The organism is Caulobacter sp. NIBR1757, from assembly GCF_027912495.1.
Taxonomy (GTDB): Bacteria; Pseudomonadota; Alphaproteobacteria; order Caulobacterales; family Caulobacteraceae; genus Caulobacter.
Genome location: NZ_CP115463.1, coordinates 1,793,538 through 1,808,601 on the forward strand (window position 1 = coordinate 1,793,538; position 15,064 = coordinate 1,808,601).

Annotated in this window: 18 protein-coding genes; 11 read left to right on the forward strand and 7 right to left on the reverse strand. The window is 67.5% G+C overall.

The genetic code is table 11. The annotated features are described in order from the left end of the window. Positions 1–10: 10 nt before the first annotated feature. On the forward strand, positions 11–424 hold the full coding sequence (gene rplQ, locus O5I81_RS08745) for a 50S ribosomal protein L17 (protein ID WP_271068557.1): 414 nt from the start codon (positions 11–13) through the stop codon (positions 422–424). 240 nt (positions 425–664) lie between these two features. Here rplQ and O5I81_RS08750 read toward each other — a convergent pair whose 3' ends face one another. The 7 genes from O5I81_RS08750 to O5I81_RS08780 all read right to left on the reverse strand — a co-directional run bounded on the left by O5I81_RS08750 (position 665) and on the right by O5I81_RS08780 (position 6,242). Continuing rightward, a complete protein-coding gene (locus O5I81_RS08750) occupies positions 665–2,065 on the reverse strand; it encodes a DegQ family serine endoprotease (protein ID WP_271068558.1) in 1,401 nt (466 codons plus the stop codon). 76 nt (positions 2,066–2,141) lie between these two features. Beyond that, on the reverse strand, positions 2,142–3,398 hold the full coding sequence (locus O5I81_RS08755) for a TCR/Tet family MFS transporter (protein WP_271068559.1): 1,257 nt from the start codon (positions 3,396–3,398) through the stop codon (positions 2,142–2,144). Further along, complete coding sequence (locus tag O5I81_RS08760) at positions 3,395–3,724, reverse strand: MmcQ/YjbR family DNA-binding protein (protein WP_271068560.1); 330 nt, start codon at positions 3,722–3,724, stop codon at positions 3,395–3,397. Before O5I81_RS08760 ends, O5I81_RS08755 begins: the two co-directional genes overlap by 4 nt. Beyond that, a complete protein-coding gene (locus tag O5I81_RS08765; RefSeq protein ID WP_271068561.1) occupies positions 3,721–4,179 on the reverse strand; it encodes an SRPBCC domain-containing protein in 459 nt (152 codons plus the stop codon). Before O5I81_RS08765 ends, O5I81_RS08760 begins: the two co-directional genes overlap by 4 nt. 2 nt (positions 4,180–4,181) lie before the next feature. Further along, positions 4,182–4,511: a metalloregulator ArsR/SmtB family transcription factor gene (locus O5I81_RS08770; protein WP_271068562.1), complete on the reverse strand. Its 330-nt coding sequence runs from the start codon at positions 4,509–4,511 to the stop codon at positions 4,182–4,184. Continuing rightward, a complete protein-coding gene (locus tag O5I81_RS08775; protein ID WP_271068563.1) occupies positions 4,505–4,975 on the reverse strand; it encodes a VOC family protein in 471 nt (156 codons plus the stop codon). The genes O5I81_RS08770 and O5I81_RS08775 overlap by 7 nt, the downstream gene beginning before the upstream one ends. 61 nt (positions 4,976–5,036) lie before the next feature. Continuing rightward, a complete protein-coding gene (locus tag O5I81_RS08780) occupies positions 5,037–6,242 on the reverse strand; it encodes an ectonucleotide pyrophosphatase/phosphodiesterase (RefSeq protein WP_271068564.1) in 1,206 nt (401 codons plus the stop codon). Positions 6,243–6,343: 101 nt separating this feature from the next. Between O5I81_RS08780 and O5I81_RS08785 the strand changes: the two genes are divergently transcribed. The 10 genes from O5I81_RS08785 to lpdA all read left to right on the forward strand — a co-directional run bounded on the left by O5I81_RS08785 (position 6,344) and on the right by lpdA (position 15,004). Next, positions 6,344–7,225 carry an ABC transporter ATP-binding protein gene (locus tag O5I81_RS08785; protein WP_271068565.1) on the forward strand — a complete coding sequence of 294 codons (882 nt, stop codon included), beginning with the start codon at positions 6,344–6,346 and terminating at the stop codon, positions 7,223–7,225. A gap of 5 nt (positions 7,226–7,230) precedes the next feature. Continuing rightward, positions 7,231–8,046, forward strand: coding sequence for an ABC transporter permease (locus O5I81_RS08790; RefSeq protein ID WP_271068566.1), 816 nt, complete (start codon positions 7,231–7,233; stop codon positions 8,044–8,046). Positions 8,047–8,111: 65 nt separating this feature from the next. Continuing rightward, complete coding sequence (locus O5I81_RS08795; protein WP_271068567.1) at positions 8,112–8,408, forward strand: septum formation initiator family protein; 297 nt, start codon at positions 8,112–8,114, stop codon at positions 8,406–8,408. A 78-nt stretch (positions 8,409–8,486) separates the two neighbouring features. Continuing rightward, positions 8,487–9,521, forward strand: coding sequence for a pyruvate dehydrogenase (acetyl-transferring) E1 component subunit alpha (gene pdhA, locus O5I81_RS08800; protein ID WP_271068568.1), 1,035 nt, complete (start codon positions 8,487–8,489; stop codon positions 9,519–9,521). Next, a complete protein-coding gene (locus tag O5I81_RS08805; protein ID WP_271068569.1) occupies positions 9,521–10,921 on the forward strand; it encodes a pyruvate dehydrogenase complex E1 component subunit beta in 1,401 nt (466 codons plus the stop codon). Before pdhA ends, O5I81_RS08805 begins: the two co-directional genes overlap by 1 nt. Positions 10,922–10,977: 56 nt before the next feature. Beyond that, positions 10,978–11,454 (forward strand): hypothetical protein, encoded by a 477-nt coding sequence (locus O5I81_RS08810; RefSeq protein WP_271068570.1) that lies wholly within the window; start codon positions 10,978–10,980, stop codon positions 11,452–11,454. After that, the gene (locus tag O5I81_RS08815) at positions 11,451–11,858 is read left to right on the forward strand and encodes a GFA family protein (RefSeq protein WP_271068571.1); all 408 of its coding nucleotides are present in this window, start codon (positions 11,451–11,453) and stop codon (positions 11,856–11,858) included. Before O5I81_RS08810 ends, O5I81_RS08815 begins: the two co-directional genes overlap by 4 nt. Beyond that, positions 11,851–12,189: a tRNA-binding protein gene (locus O5I81_RS08820; RefSeq protein ID WP_271068572.1), complete on the forward strand. Its 339-nt coding sequence runs from the start codon at positions 11,851–11,853 to the stop codon at positions 12,187–12,189. The genes O5I81_RS08815 and O5I81_RS08820 overlap by 8 nt, the downstream gene beginning before the upstream one ends. 45 nt (positions 12,190–12,234) lie before the next feature. Beyond that, positions 12,235–13,560, forward strand: coding sequence for a pyruvate dehydrogenase complex dihydrolipoamide acetyltransferase (locus tag O5I81_RS08825; protein ID WP_271068573.1), 1,326 nt, complete (start codon positions 12,235–12,237; stop codon positions 13,558–13,560). Positions 13,561–13,600: 40 nt separating this feature from the next. Then, positions 13,601–15,004 carry a dihydrolipoyl dehydrogenase gene (gene lpdA / locus O5I81_RS08830; protein ID WP_271068574.1) on the forward strand — a complete coding sequence of 468 codons (1,404 nt, stop codon included), beginning with the start codon at positions 13,601–13,603 and terminating at the stop codon, positions 15,002–15,004. Positions 15,005–15,064: the final 60 nt, after the last annotated feature.

Below are 15,064 nucleotides of genomic sequence, written 5' to 3' on the forward strand. Positions count from 1 at the left end.
AGAGACCGACATGCGCCACGGTTACGCGCACCGCAAACTGGGCCGCACTTCCAGCCACCGCACCGCCATGTTCGCCAACATGTCGGCGTCGCTGATCAAGCATGAGCAGATCGTGACGACCCTGCCGAAGGCCAAGGAACTGCGCCCCATCGTCGAAAAGCTGGTCACCCTGGCCAAGCGCGGCGACCTGCACGCTCGTCGTCAGGCCATCAGCGCCGTTCGTGACGTCGAACAGGTCGGCAAGCTCTTCGCGACCCTGGGTCCGCGCTACAAGGAACGTCAGGGTGGCTACATCCGCGTCCTCAAGGCCGGCTTCCGCTACGGCGACAACGCCCCGATGGCCGTTATCGAGTTCGTCGATCGCGACCCGTCGGAAAAGGGCAAGGACTCCGGTCCGGTCCAGACCTTCGGCGACGACGAATAGTTGAACCGATCGTTCGATCTTAAAGAGGGCCGCCGGCGAAAGCCGGCGGCCCTCTTTTCGTCACTCCCCGAATGGGGAGGGCAGGCGCGCGTTGCGCGCCGGGTGGGGCAGTGGGTTACCGGCCCCGCCGGTGAGGCTTCTCAGTGTTAGCCTGGCAGGCGCAGTGACCGACTTCCCCACCCGACACGCGTAACCGCGTGTCTGCCCTCCCCAAGTCGGGGAGGGAGGTCACAGCGAACACTACAGATTGAAGCTCGACGTGATCGTCTGTCCGCCGCGCTCGATGGTGATCTGCCAGCGGCGGGCATTCTGGGCGGTGGCCTGCGCAACGTCTGCTTCGTTACGCACCTGCTTGCCGTTGACCGCCCGGATGAAATCGCCCGGACGCAGGCCGACTCGGGCGGCCAGGCCGTCCGGCGCTACCTGCAGCACCACCACGCCGCGCCCGACAAAGGGATCCACGCCCTTGGCGTCGGCGAGGGCCGGGGTCAGTTCGGCGACGAAGGCGCCCTGCAGCGGGTTGCGGCCCTGGATGGTCTTGCCGCCGTCGGCGCGGCCCGGCGCCTTCTCGGCCCGGACATTGAGGGTCTGCTCGCGGCCGTTGCGCAGCACCGTCAGCGGGGCCGATTCGCCAAGCCTCAGGTTGCCGAAGAAATAGGTGACGGCGCCCTCGTCGTTCACCGGCTCGCCGCCGATGGTCAGGATGATGTCGCCTTGCCGCAGGCCGGCCCGGTCGGCGGCCGCGCCCGGCCAGACGTCGGCGACCAGCACCCCGCGCGGGACGTCGAGGCCCAGGCTGTGGGCGACGTCCGAGGTGACGGCCTGGCCGCGCGCGCCGAGCCACGGCCGCACCACGGCGGTTTCACCGCCCAGGGCCGCGGTGACGATCTGGCGGGCCATGCTGGCCGGAATGGCGAAGCCGACGCCCGAGCTCTGGCCCGAGCGGGACAGGATGGCGGTGTTCACCCCGATCAGGTCGCCGTCCATGTCGACCAGTGGCCCGCCCGAGTTGCCCGGGTTAATGGCCGCGTCGGTCTGGATGAAGAAGCCGAAGTCAGTGATGCCGAGGTTCGAGCGCGCCGTGGCCGAAACGATGCCGTTGGTCACCGTCTGGCCGACGCCGAACGGATTGCCGATGGCCAGCACCAGATCGCCGACCTGCAGGTCCTCGCGCACATCGATGGCGATGGTCGGCAGTTTCTCGTTGCCGACGTCGATCTTCAGAACGGCCAGGTCGGCGCGGGGATCGGCCAGCAGCACCTTGGCCGGAAACTCCCGCCGGTCGGCCAGCTGGACCATGACCTCGTCGGCGCCCTCGATATTGTGGTTGTTGGTGATGATCACCCCGTCGGCGCGGACGATGGCGCCGGAGCCCAGACTCTGCTGCACGCGGGCCCGGGGCCCGCCGCTGAACATCTCCCAGAAGGGATCGACCCGCTGGCGCACCGTGCGCCGGCTGGAGACGTTGACCACGGCCGGGGCGGCCTTCTTCACCACCGGGGCGAAGGACTGCTTCATGGCCACGGCGCTGGAGGGCGCGACCCGGGCCGGTTCCGGCAGGCCCTGGGCCTGGGAATCATGGCTGGGCGAACAACCGGCAAGAACAACCAGGGCCGGGATCAGGACTTTATAAGCGCGCATGGGTCTCCAACGTGTCTCGACGCTCCCGCCCCCTAGAAAGGGCAGGTTTTCGGCGCAATCAAGGCGGTGAAGAGCGTCAGGCGGGCAGGGGTTCCGCCGGCGGGGTCGGCTTGGCGACCTGCAGGGCGATCAGGAAGCTGCAGGTCATCAGGCCCGAGGCGATCAGGATCGGCAGGCCCGGCATGTGCAGGGTCTCGTTGTGATTCACCGCGAAGGCGAAGGTCAGGCCAAACACCGTCGGGGCGATGATCTGGGCGATGCCCATGATCGCGCTGTTGGCGCCCTGCAGCTGGCCCTGTTCGTGCGGCGCGACCCGCCGGGTCATCAGGGCCTGCATGCCTGGGCCGGTAAAGCCCATCAGGGCGAAGACCGGCACGCCGACGAAATAGAGCCAGCCGGTCGGGGCCAGACCGAAGATGGCGAAGCCGAGCGCGCCGCTGGCCAGGCCCAGCAGCAGGGCCCCCCGCTCGCCGATCTTCTTGACCACCGGTCCGACCAGCAGAGCCTGAACGATGATGTTGGAGACCCCGGTGGCCAGCATGCTGAGGCCCACCATGGCCGGCGACCAGCCATATCGGTAGCCTGAATAGAGGACGAAGATGACCGGCAGCACGACATGGGCCATCTGGAACAGGAAACCCACCGTGGCCAGACCCAGCAGGTCCTTGTGCGAACGCAGCAGCTGCAGCGAGCCAAGCGGGTTGGCCTTGCGCCAGTCGAGCTTGGCGACCCGCTTTTCCTTGGGCAGGGACTCCGGCAGGATGAAGAAACCATACAGCCAGTTGAGCAGGGCCAGGGCCGCACAGACCAGGAAGGGCAGGCGCAGGTCGACCTCGGCCAGGAAGCCGCCCAGTACAGGGCCGAGCGTGAAGCCGAGACCGAAGGCGGCCCCCATCATGCCGTAGGCCTTGGCGCGATTCTCCGGGGCGGTGACGTCGGCGATGTAGGCGTTGGCGGTGGAGAAGCTGGCGGCTGTCGCCCCGTTGACCACCCGGCCGACGAACAGCCAGCGGATCGATGGCGCGAAGGCCATGAACAGGAAGTCGATCCCCAGCCCGAAGATCGAGGTCAGCAGCACGGGCCGCCGCCCGAACCGGTCCGAGAGCAGGCCCAGCACCGGGGCGCAGAAGAACTGCATGAGCCCGAACATGGTGGCGAACAGCAGGTTGATCTCGCTGGCCAGGGCGAAGTCGCCGCCGGCCATCTGCTTGATGAGGTTCGGCAGGACCGGAATCATGATGCCGAGCGCGATGATGTCGATCGTCGCGGTGACGAAGATGAAGCCGACCGCCGCCGTGCGGCGATGGCCCTGCAGACTGTCCTGTTCGCTCATGCCGCCCCCAGCAACGTTTTCGGCGCGACCTGCCGCCAGGCGAGGCGGATCAGGTCGGCCAGCTTCGGGCCCTCCATGGACCCGATAGCGATCAGGGTCCAGCCGCCCTTGTCCCATCCGCCGGGCAAGGGCCGCACCGCGTCGGGGTCCGATTGTCGCAGGCTTTCCTTGATCTCGGGGAGCAGCTTGAGAACCACCTCCTCGCCGCCCGGGGGCAGGGTGGCGAAGATCTTGCCCTTCACCCGAAAGGAGGCGCGGTCGAAGTGCGGATGCTCCTCGGCCAGCGGCAGGGAGAGGGCGAGCGCCCGAATGTCGTCGGCGGTCACGTGATCTCTCCCATCCGGTCGATCAACTCGCGCCACCAGTCGCCGTGGCGCTTCATGAAATAGCTGTTTTCCATGCCGTGCTTGGCGGCGTGTTCCTGCGGGACGCTATCCCAGCCGGTGTGGATGACGGTCACCCGCGTCTCCTCGCCGACCGCCTCGAAGGTCACCTCGACGTCGGTCATCTGCTCGGGCGTGAAGGTCGCCTGGCGCCAGCCGAAGGCCAGCCGGGCGCCCGGTTCCCAGGCGGTTACCCGGCCGACCTCGAACACCTTGCCGCTGGGCAGGCGCTCAACCAGCCGCTGCCCTTCCTCGAAGGCCATGACCCCCGGCGATCGGGGCGTGAAGGCGAACTCGGGGTTGGGCTTCCACCATAGGGAAATATCCCGGGTAAAAACCTCGAAGGCCCGCTGCGGCGTGGCTTTCACCCGGACGGAAATCAGCACCCGGCTGGCCACGCTCAGTCCTGCTCCAGATGCGCCTTGAACGCCGCCAGCTGGGCGCTCCACATCCGCTCGGTCTGTTCCAGCCAGCGCAGCAGATCCATCATCGGCTCGGCCCTCAGGTGGTAGACACGGACCCGGGCGTCGAACTCCGGATGGCTTTCCTCCACGAGGCCGGAGCGCCGCAGGGTCTTCAGATGCCGGCTCATGGCCGGCGGCGTCAGGCCCGCCGCCTCGGCCAGCTCGCCGGCCCGGCGCGGCCGCTCGCGCAGCAGCTCCACCACCTGGCGCCGGTGTGGATCGGCGAGGGCGGCCAGGGTCTGGTCGAGGCGTGCCGCGGCTACCATTCCTTGTAGACGGTCGTCTTCAGGCCGGTGTCCCTGTGCCAGTCCTCAGGCGTCTTGACCTCGACGGTCTGACCGAATGTCCAGATGTGGCCTTCCGGGTCTTTGCAGCGGTAGGTGCGGTCGCCGTAGAACTGGGTCTCCGGCTCGGCGACGATCACCGCTCCGACGGCGCGGGCCCGTTCGCAGTGGGCGTCGATCGTATCCTGGGTGTCTTCCAGCTGGACATGGACCGTCTGGGTCATCAGGCCGCCGATCGAGGCCGGGCTCTTGTGTTCCGCCGTCCACTCGTTGCCGACCATGACCGTGCCGGTGCCGAAGCGCATCTCGCTATGGCCGACATTTCCCTCATCGTCCTCGATCAGCAGGATGATCTCGAACCCGAAGGCGTCCTCCAGGAACTTCAGGGCCGCGCGCGCATCCTTGTAGACCACGGCGGAGGTGAGGGCAGGGCGTTTCCAGGCCACGGCGATGACTCCTGTTGTCGTTTGGGTTAATATTTCACCCAAAACGCAACTAAGTCAATGTCTATCGCAATACGCCGCTCGGCAGCCGCCCATCCCCTTTCACCGGCGTCACTCCGACCAGCCGCGCCAACAGGACATAGACATCGACGTTGTCGAAGGTCCCGACTGTCGCGCCCGACCGCACGCCCGGCCCCCAGGCCAGGAACAGGGCCCGCATCTCGATGGCCGCGTTGTCATAGCCGTGCGCGCCGGTCATCTTCGTGGACGGCGGCCGCCGTGCCACCCCGGCCGTGTCGCTGATGAGCCAGCCGATGTCGGCCATGCAGACGATGGCCGGCACGCGGGCGTTGGTCCCGTAGGCCAGCCGCTTTGGCACATCGGCCTTGCGCCAGCAGGTCATGTGGTCGTGCTTCTTCAGGAGCAGCGCCTCACCCCGCGCCTCCTGGCCCGGCAGAAGATTGAAGCCGGCCGCCGGCCCGCCGGAGACCAGCTTCACGGCGCCTGGATCGGCGGCGTCGACGACGATCACCTGGCCGGGCGGGACCGGGGCCATGCCGTGGTCGGCGACGATGACGAGGTTGACCCTGCCGTCCAGGCCCCGCGCCTTCAATCCATCGAGCAGACGGGAAAGCGCGGTATCCACATCCTTGACCGCCGCCATGACCTCCGGCGTCCCCGGCGCGAAGCCGTGCCCGGCGGTATCGACGACGTCGAAATACAGGGTCGCGAACCCGGGCGTGAAACCCGGCTCGTCCAGCCATCCCAGCAGCACATCGACCCGTTGGGCAGAGGGCATGTCATGATCGAACTTCGACCAGCGGGTCGGCCGCACGCCCTGGATAGCTGCTTCCGAGCCCGGCCAGAACATGGTGCCGGTCTTGATGCCCGCGTTCTCGGCCGTCACCCACAGGGGCTCGGCCTGGTCCCACCAGCGCCGGTCGGTCACCGCCTCGGCCTTGCCCAGGCTGAAGGTTCCCAGCACCGGCACGTCCATGTTGTTGTTGACGATGCCGTGGTGGTCCGGCCGCTTGCCGGTCACCAGGGTGTAGTGGTTGGGGAAGGTCAGCGACGGATAGGAGGGCCGCATGCCTCCCGACGCCACAACGCCTTCGGCCGCCAGCCGCGACAGGGTGGGGGCGTCCTTGACGGTCAGGTAGTCGGGTCGGAAGCCGTCGATCGAGACCAGGATGGTCATGGGCCGGGGCCCTGGCTGCCGCGCCGGGGCGGTCGCGCAGGCGCTGACCACCAGGACGGCGATGACCGCCATCCAAACCTTCAAACGCCCCATGCTCAGCCCTCCTTGGCGACTCTATGGTCAGCGGCCATAGTCGCCCCTCACGACAGGCCGATGATGGCTTGGGAGCGTCCATGAGTTTCGCCCTCCAGGCCATCGGCCTCAGCAAGACGTTCGGGTCCGGCGCCGGCGCGGTCAAGGCGCTCGACGACTTCAGCCTGGAGATTCCGCGCGGCGGGGTTTTCGGCGTTCTGGGCCCCAACGGCGCCGGCAAATCGACCCTGTTCCGCCTGGCGCTGGGCCTGATCAAGCCCACGGCCGGCGAGGTGCGGCTGCTCGAACAGCCGGCTGGCGATCCGGCCGCCCTGCGCCGCATCGGCTCGATGATCGAGACGCCGCGCTTCCATCCCTACCTGACCGCCCGCGAGACGCTGGCCATGCTCAGCGCCCAGAGCGGCGTGGCTTCGCCCGACATCACCGGCTGGCTGGAGCGGGTCGGCATCGCCGAGGCCGCCGATCGCAAGACCAAGGGCTTCTCGGTCGGCATGAAGCAGCGGCTGGGCCTGGCCGCCGCCCTGATCACCCGGCCCGAGGCGGTGATCCTCGACGAGCCGACCAGCGGCATGGACCCGTCCGGCATCCTCGAGATCCGCGCCCTGATCCGCGAACTGGCCAACCGCGACGGCGTCACCGTCATCCTTGCGAGCCACCAGCTGGACGAGGTCCAGCGGGTCTGCAACCGGGTCGCCTTCCTGGCCAAGGGCAGGCTGACCGCCATCGAGGACCTCAGCCAGACCGAGGAACAGCTGCGCATCCTGGCCACGCCCCAGGCCGCCGTGCTCGACATCCTCGGCAAGCGCGGAACCGCCGACGGCGGTTACGTGCTGGCCGCCATCACCCGCGCCGAGGCGCCAGACCTGATCCGCGCCCTGGCCACCCGGGGCATCGACATCGTCGAGGCCCGCTGGGTCAGCGGCGATCTGGAACGGGCCTATCTCGTTCATACGGGGACTTGAGACCCATGCTGATGGACGCCTTCAACGCCGAGCGCTTCCGCATGGTGCGGGACCGCGGCGCTATGTTCTGGGGGGTGATCTTCCCGGCCCTGTTCACCTTTGGCCTGGCCTTCCTCGAGACCCTGCTGGGCCTGCTGGTCAAGGGCGCGCCACCGACCACCAAGACCCTGAATCTGGCGCAGGCGGTTCTCCACGGCTTCAACTGGGCCAATGCCTTCCCGATCCAGCTGTTTGTCCTGCTGGGGGTCAGCGCCATGTTCGCGGCCGACTATCGCTGGGAAACCTGGCGGCTGCAGACGCCGAGAAACAGCCGCGCCAACCTGATCCTCGCGAAGTTCATGGCCTACGCTCTCCTGGCCCTGGTCGCCCTGCTGCTGCTGGCCCTGGCCTCGGTGTTGGCCATCCTGCTGCGCGGCGTCCTGCTGGGCATGCCCTTCGCGCAGTTCGGCCAGGGCGTGACGCCGATCCTGCTGCTGCGCGGCCTGGCGGCCGGCTGGCTGGAGCTGATGGTGGTGGGGTCGATGGCGGCGTTGATCGCCATTGTGACCCGGTCGAACATGGCCGGGCTGCTGATCCCGGTCTTCATCTCGGCCGCCCAGTACATCGGCCTGGCCATCAAGCAGATCCATCCGGGCGTCGCCACGCCCGACCTTATCCTGGCTTTCCCCAACCTGGCCGCCCAGGTCCTGCGCGGCGACGCCCTGCCGCTGCACGAGCCGGGCAACTCCCTGTGGGCCCTGCTGGGGCTGACTTTCTGGGCCGTGCTGTTCGCCGTCGGGACCCTTGTGCTGTTCCGTCGCCAGGAACTCACCCGCGAGTAGCATTCCATTAAGCATGACAGTGAGAGTCTACGGGCGTTATCGCGTTCCAGGACTTCGTTCAGCGCATGCTCGCGCGTATCCGCCCCTACCTGCCGACGATCACCCTTCTGGGGCTGATCGTGTATTTCGTGTTCCACGGTCTTACCGGGGAGCTCGGCTGGCTGTTGTCCAATCAACGGCGCGCGGAACAGACGCAGTTACACGAAAAGCTGAAGCTGACCCGGCAGGAGAGGATGGACCTCGAAGCCCGGGCTCGGCTACTACGCGATGGCAGCCTTTCGCGGGACCTTTTGGAAGAACGCGCGCGTTCAGTCCTAGGCTTCGCGGACCCAAGGGATTATGTGATCCGTCTGCAGCCCTGATCCGGGTCGATCTTTTCGCCCTGGCTCATGGTCCAGGGAAGGAAAAGGCCGCCGTGATAACGGTTCTGGGAGAAATGCATGGCGCGGGCGACTAAGGCCAAGATATCGGGCAAGGGTTCTGACACCGGTGTCACGACCTCTGGCGGTTCGAGCCGCGAGACGCTGCTGAAATACTACAAGGACATGCTGCTGATCCGCCGCTTCGAGGAGCGGGCCGGCCAGCTGTACGGCATGGGCCTGATCGGCGGCTTCTGCCACCTCTACATCGGCCAGGAAGCCATCGCCGTCGGCATGGAAGCCATCCGCGTGAAGGGCGACCAGATCATCACCGGCTACCGCGACCACGGCCATATGCTGGCCGCCGGCATGGACGCGCGCGAAGTCATGGCCGAACTGACCGGTCGGGCCGGCGGCTCGTCCAAGGGCAAGGGCGGCTCGATGCACATGTTCTCGACCGAGGCCGGCTTCTATGGCGGCCACGGCATCGTCGGCGCCCAGGTCAGCCTGGGCACGGGCCTGGCGCTGGCCAACAAGTACAAGGCCAACGGCAACGTCGCCTTCGCCTACTTCGGCGACGGCGCGGCCAACCAGGGCCAGGTCTACGAGAGCTTCAACATGGCTCAGCTCTGGGACCTGCCGGTCGTCTACATGATCGAGAACAACCAGTACGCCATGGGCACCTCGATCGAGCGCTCGGCGTCGGAAACCCACCTGCACAAGCGCGGCATCTCCTTCCGTATCCCCGGCGAGGAAGTCGACGGCATGGATGTCGAGGCGGTCGCCGAGGCCGGCGCCCGCGCCGCCGAGCACGCCCGCAGCGGCAAGGGCCCCTACATCCTCGAGATGAAGACCTACCGCTACCGCGGCCACTCGATGAGCGACCCGGCCAAATACCGCACCAAGGAGGAGGTGGACGAGGTCAAGAAGACCCGCGACCCCATCGACCACCTGCGCGAAAAGCTGGACGCCGCCAAGGTGACCGAGGACGAGCTGAAGACAATCGACGCGGAGGTGAAGCGCATCGTCGCCGAGGCCGCCGAATTCGCCCGCACCTCGCCCGAGCCGGACGCTTCCGAACTCTACACCGACGTCTACCTGGAGGCGGCCGAGTAATGACCGATATCCTCATGCCCGCCCTGTCTCCGACCATGGAGGAGGGCACCCTCGCCAAGTGGCACGTCAAGAAGGGCGACACGGTCAAGGCCGGCGACGTCATCGCCGAGATCGAGACCGACAAGGCGACCATGGAGGTCGAGGCCGTCGATGAAGGCGTGATCGCCGACATCCTGGTCGAGGCCGGCGCCGAGAACGTCAAGGTCAACACCCCCATCGCCCGCCTGGAAGGCGAGGAGGGCGCTTCACCTGCGCCCGCGCCGGCCGAGGCGCCGAAGGAAGCGCCGAAGCAGGAAGCCGCCGGTGATCCGGAGAAGGCCCCGCCCGAAACCGCCAAGGCCCAGCCGGAAGGCGAGGGGCCCGCGCCCGTCACGCCCAAGGTCGAGCTGAAGGATCCCGAGATCCCGGCTGGCGCGAAGATGGTGAAGATCACCGTCCGCGACGCCCTGCGCGACGCCATGGCCGAAGAGATGCGCCGCGACGACACGGTCTTCCTGATGGGCGAGGAAGTCGCCCAGTACCAGGGGGCCTACAAGGTCTCCCGCGAACTGCTCCAGGAGTTCGGCGACCGCCGCGTCATCGACACCCCGATCACCGAGCATGGCTTCGCCGGCCTTGGCGTCGGCGCGGCGATGGCCGGCCTCAAGCCCATCGTCGAGTTCATGACCTGGAACTTCGCGATGCAGGCCATCGACCAGATCATCAACTCGGCCGCCAAGACGCTCTACATGTCGGGCGGCCAGATCAAGTCGTCGATCGTCTTCCGCGGCCCCAACGGCGCGGCCGCCCGCGTCGGCGCCCAGCACAGCCAGGACTACAGCGCCTGGTACGGCCAGATCCCCGGCCTCAAGGTCGTCGCGCCCTACGACGCCGCCGACGCCAAGGGCCTGCTGAAAGCCGCCATCCGCGATCCCAACCCCGTCGTCTTCCTCGAGCATGAGATGATGTACGGCGTCGAGTTCGACATCCCCGATGTCGAGGACTGGATCGTGCCGATCGGCAAGGCCAAGATCCGCCGCGAAGGCTCGGGCGTCACCATCACCGCCCACAGCCGCATGGTCGGTCTGGCGCTGAAGGCCGCCGAGGAACTGGCCGCCGAGGGCATCGAGGCCGAGGTCATCGACCTGCGCACTATCCGCCCGCTCGACCATGAAACCATCGTCGAGAGCGTCAAGAAGACCAACCGCATCGTCTGCGTCGAGGAAGGCTGGGGCCCGATGGGCGTCGGCGCCGAGATCGTCGCCCGGGTGATCGAGCACGCCTTCGACTACCTCGACGCCCCGCCGCTGCGCGTCCACCAGGAAGACGTGCCGCTGCCTTACGCCGCAAACCTTGAGGCCCTGTCGCTGCCGTCGGTCGAGAAGATCGTCAAGGCGGCCAAGGCGGTGAGCTACAAGTGACGAGTGCGCTCCAGGCATGGGAGGACCACTACCGTCCCCTCCTGGGGCGACGGTTGATGTCGCTCAGCTTCATGCCGCTTGCGTCAGGCGATACCCCGCAGGTGGTCGAGGCCCTCAAGAGCTCTCCGATCTGGTTTTCCGGCGCGGTGCGGCTGGACTTCGAGGGGGCTGATCCAACCTACCTGACCTGGACGGCCGCTCTGGATGGCTACCAGCTGGCGCCGTTCGCGGACATCACTCCCCAGTGGCATCCGTTCACGCTGGACAACGTTCATGCGTCGTTCGAGGGGCCTTGGGAAGACCTGCGGAATCGGATGCTGGATGGCGTGAGCGTCTTTACGATGCCGGACATTCCCGATCAGAGCGCCGTCGCCGCCGAGTTCCGGTTATCATCTGAGGGGTCTGCCACCCGCAGCCTGTGGATCGGCACGTCCCACGAAGATCAGCCCTGCGACGGGGACGATCTGATCGTTTCGGTCGACATCGCCCTCTCTGGTTCCGAGCCGATGGTTGGCCTGGGGCAGATTCAATGACCGCGATGTCCTGGCATGCTGGCGGCTGCCACTGCGGCGCCGTGCGTTTCGAGGCGGCCATGCCGGCCGTTGTCGAGGCGCAGAGCTGCAATTGCTCGATGTGCCAGAAAGTCGGCTTCGTGCATGTCATCGTGCCGGAAAGCCGCTTCCGTCTGACCAGCGGCGCCGACGCCATCACGACCTACACATTCAATACCGGCGTGGCGCAGCACACCTTCTGCAAGGTCTGCGGCGTCAAGGCCTTCTACCGCCCGCGCTCCAACCCGGACGGCTGGTCGGTCAACGCCCGCTGCCTGGACGACCTCTCCGGCATCGACCTGCGCATTGAAGCCTTCGACGGCCAGAACTGGGAGGCGCACGGCGCGTCCCTGGCCCACCTCAGCCATGAGAGCGCCCATGCCTGAGATCACCTTCGACGACTTCCTGAAGGTCGACATCCGGGTCGGCGAGGTGATCGCCGCCGAGCCCTTCCCCGAGGCCCGCAAGCCGGCCATCAAGCTGCGCATCGACTTCGGCGGCGATATCGGCGTCAAGAAGTCTTCGGCCCAGATCGTCAGGAACCATCCGCCTGAAAGCCTGATCGGCCGCCAGGTGCTGGCGGTGGTCAACTTCCCGCCGCGCCAGATCGGGCCCTTCATGTCCGAGGTCCTGACCCTCGGCGTGCCCGACACCGACGGCGAGGTCATGCTGATCGGCCCCGACCGCCCCGTCCCCATCGGCGGAAGGCTCTACTGATGCGCCTTTCCCAGTTCCAAAGCAGAGCCAACAACGAGCCGCGCCATGTCCATTGAAATCCTGATGCCCGCCCTGTCGCCGACCATGGAGGAAGGCTCGCTGGCCAAGTGGCATGTGAAACCCGGCGACACGGTGAAGGCCGGCGACGTCATTGCCGAGATCGAGACTGACAAGGCGACCATGGAGGTCGAGGCCGTCGACGAGGGCGTCATCGAGGCCCTGCTGGTCGATGCCGGAACCGAAGGCGTCAAGGTCAATACCCCCATCGCCCGCATGGCCGGGGAGGGCGAAGCCCCCGCGCCGGCTCCGAAGACCGAAACGCCCAAGGCCGAGGCGCCCAAGGAAGTCCCCAAGGCTGAAGCGCCGCCGCCGCCCGCCGCGCCTGTCCAGGCCGCCGGCGAGACCGGCGCCACCACCAAGGCTCCTGCCCCCGCGCCGGCCAGCGCGTCCGGCGACCGGGTCATGGCCTCGCCCCTGGCCCGTCGCCTGGCCCAGGCCGCCGGTCTCGACCTCGCGACCGTCAAGGGCAGCGGCCCGCATGGCCGGGTGATCAAGGCCGACGTCGACGCCGCCCGTGGCAAGGCGCCCACCGCCGCCCCGACGGCTGCGCCCGGCGCACCTGCCGCAGCCTCCGCCGCCCCGCGTCAGGCCCAGACCCTGGCCCAACTTGGAATCCCAGAGGGCACCTACGACCTCGTCCCGCTCGACGGCATGCGCAAGACCATCGCCCGCCGGATGACCGACAGCTTCCGCGACATTCCCCACTTCCCGCTGACCATCGACCTGGAGATCGACGGCCTGCTGGCCGCGCGGTCCAAAATCAACGCCATGCTGGAAAAGGACGGCGTCAAGGTCTCGGTCAATGACCTCGTCATCAAGGCCGTCGCCGTCGCCCTCAAGCGGGTGCCGGAAGCCAACGCCAGCTACAGCCCCGAGGGGCTGGCCATGCATCACCACGCCGACATCGCCATGGCCGTGGCCATCGACGGCGGCCTGATCACCCCGATCATCCGCAAGGCCGACACCAAGGGCCTCGCCCAGATCGCCACCGAGGCCAAGGACCTGGCCGGCCGGGCCCGCGACCGCAAGCTGAAGCCCGAGGAATTCCAGGGCGGCACCTTCTCGGTCTCCAACCTCGGCATGATGGGCATCAAGTCCTTCGCCTCGATCATCAACGAGCCGCAGGGCTGCATCATGAGCGTCGGGGCCGGCGAACAGCGGCCGGTGGTCAAGAACGGCCAGCTGGCCATCGCCACCGTCATGACCGTCACCCTGACCTGCGACCACCGCGTCGTCGATGGAGCCATCGGCGCCCGCTTCCTGCAGGTGTTCAGGTCGCTGATCGAAGACCCGCTGACGATGATCGTTTGATCGGCCGTCCGAAGCGTACCTGAATTCTTGGAGTAATCCCGTGAGCGATTTCGACCTCATCGTCATCGGCGCCGGCCCCGGCGGCTATGTGGCGGCCATCCGCGCCAGCCAGCTCGGCCTGAAGACGGCCATCGTCGAGCGGGAAAACCTGGGCGGCATCTGCCTCAACTGGGGCTGCATCCCGACCAAGGCCCTGCTCAAGAGCGGCGAGGTCTATGAACAGCTGAGCCATCTGGAGGCCTACGGCCTGTCGGTCAGCGGCCGGTCGTTCGACTTCGGCAAGGTGGTCGAGCGCTCGCGCGGCGTCGCCAAACAGCTGACCGCCGGCGTCGCCTTCCTGATGAAGAAGCACAAGATCGAGGTCATCGAAGGGGCGGCGAAACTCGAGAAGGCCGCCGGCGCCCCCAAGGTCGTCGTCGCCCTCAAAGCCGGCGGCAGCCGCACGGTCACCGCCAAATCGGTCATCCTCGCCACCGGCGCGCGGGCCCGCACCATCCCGGCCATCGGCGCCGTTCCGGATGGCAAGGCCATCTGGACCTACCGCGAGGCCCTGACCCCCAAGACCTGCCCCAAGAGCCTGGTGGTCATCGGCTCGGGCGCCATCGGCATCGAGTTCGCCAGCTTCTACCGCGCCCTCGGGGCCGAGGTGACGGTGATCGAGGCCGTCGACCGGATCATGCCGGTCGAGGACGAGGAGATTTCCAAGGCCGCCCAGAAGGCCTTTGAAAAGCGCGGCATCAAGTTCCGCATCGGCGCCAAGGTCTCCAAGGTCGCCGCGACCAAAGCCGGCGTCAGCGTCGCCATCGAGGCGGGCGGCAAGGCCGAGACGCTGGAGGCCGAGGTCTGCATCGTCGCCGTCGGCATCGCCGCCAACACCGAGGATATGGGCCTCGAAGCCCTGGGCCTGAAACTCGATCGCGGCCACGTCGTCGCCGACAGCCACGGCGGCACCAATGTCCCCGGCCTCTACGCCATCGGCGATGTCGCCGGCGCCCCCTGGCTGGCCCACAAGGCGATGCATGACGGCGTCCACTGCGTCGAGCACATCGCCGGGGTGAAGACCCCGACGCTCACCGCCCCGGTGCCCGGCTGCACCTACGCCAACCCGCAGGTCGCGTCGGTGGGCCTGACGGAAGCAGCGGCGAAGGCTACGGGCTATGAGCTCAAGGTCGGCCGCTTCCCCTTCAAGGTGAACGGCAAGGCCATCGCCGCCAGCGAGACCGAGGGTTTCGTCAAGACGGTGTTCGACGCGAAGACCGGCGCCCTGCTCGGCGCCCACATGATCGGCCACGAGGTCACGGAGATGATCCAAGGCTACACCATCGCCATGACCATGGAAGGCACCGAGGAAGATCTGTTCGCCACCGTCTTCCCGCACCCGACTATGAGCGAGGCCATGCACGAGGCGGCCCTCGAAGCCTTCGGCAAGCCGCTGCACATCTAGCAGGGGACGGGTTGTCCGCATCCCCATCGTCGCCCGGTGAACGCCGATGGATCCCGGCCA

Coding starts and splice junctions, on each gene's coding strand:
- O5I81_RS08805 (WP_271068569.1), top strand. CDS start 9,521: ATGACCGATATCCTCATGCCCGCCCTGTCTCCGACCATGGAGGAGGGC.
- O5I81_RS08755 (WP_271068559.1), bottom strand. CDS start 3,398: ATGAGCGAACAGGACAGTCTGCAGGGCCATCGCCGCACGGCGGCGGTC.
- O5I81_RS08790 (WP_271068566.1), top strand. CDS start 7,231: ATGCTGATGGACGCCTTCAACGCCGAGCGCTTCCGCATGGTGCGGGAC.
- O5I81_RS08810 (WP_271068570.1), top strand. CDS start 10,978: ATGTCGCTCAGCTTCATGCCGCTTGCGTCAGGCGATACCCCGCAGGTG.
- O5I81_RS08815 (WP_271068571.1), top strand. CDS start 11,451: ATGACCGCGATGTCCTGGCATGCTGGCGGCTGCCACTGCGGCGCCGTG.
- O5I81_RS08795 (WP_271068567.1), top strand. CDS start 8,112: ATGCTCGCGCGTATCCGCCCCTACCTGCCGACGATCACCCTTCTGGGG.
- O5I81_RS08820 (WP_271068572.1), top strand. CDS start 11,851: ATGCCTGAGATCACCTTCGACGACTTCCTGAAGGTCGACATCCGGGTC.
- O5I81_RS08780 (WP_271068564.1), bottom strand. CDS start 6,242: ATGGCGGTCATCGCCGTCCTGGTGGTCAGCGCCTGCGCGACCGCCCCG.
- O5I81_RS08785 (WP_271068565.1), top strand. CDS start 6,344: ATGAGTTTCGCCCTCCAGGCCATCGGCCTCAGCAAGACGTTCGGGTCC.
- pdhA (WP_271068568.1), top strand. CDS start 8,487: ATGGCGCGGGCGACTAAGGCCAAGATATCGGGCAAGGGTTCTGACACC.
- O5I81_RS08770 (WP_271068562.1), bottom strand. CDS start 4,511: ATGGTAGCCGCGGCACGCCTCGACCAGACCCTGGCCGCCCTCGCCGAT.
- O5I81_RS08825 (WP_271068573.1), top strand. CDS start 12,235: ATGTCCATTGAAATCCTGATGCCCGCCCTGTCGCCGACCATGGAGGAA.
- O5I81_RS08750 (WP_271068558.1), bottom strand. CDS start 2,065: ATGCGCGCTTATAAAGTCCTGATCCCGGCCCTGGTTGTTCTTGCCGGT.
- rplQ (WP_271068557.1), top strand. CDS start 11: ATGCGCCACGGTTACGCGCACCGCAAACTGGGCCGCACTTCCAGCCAC.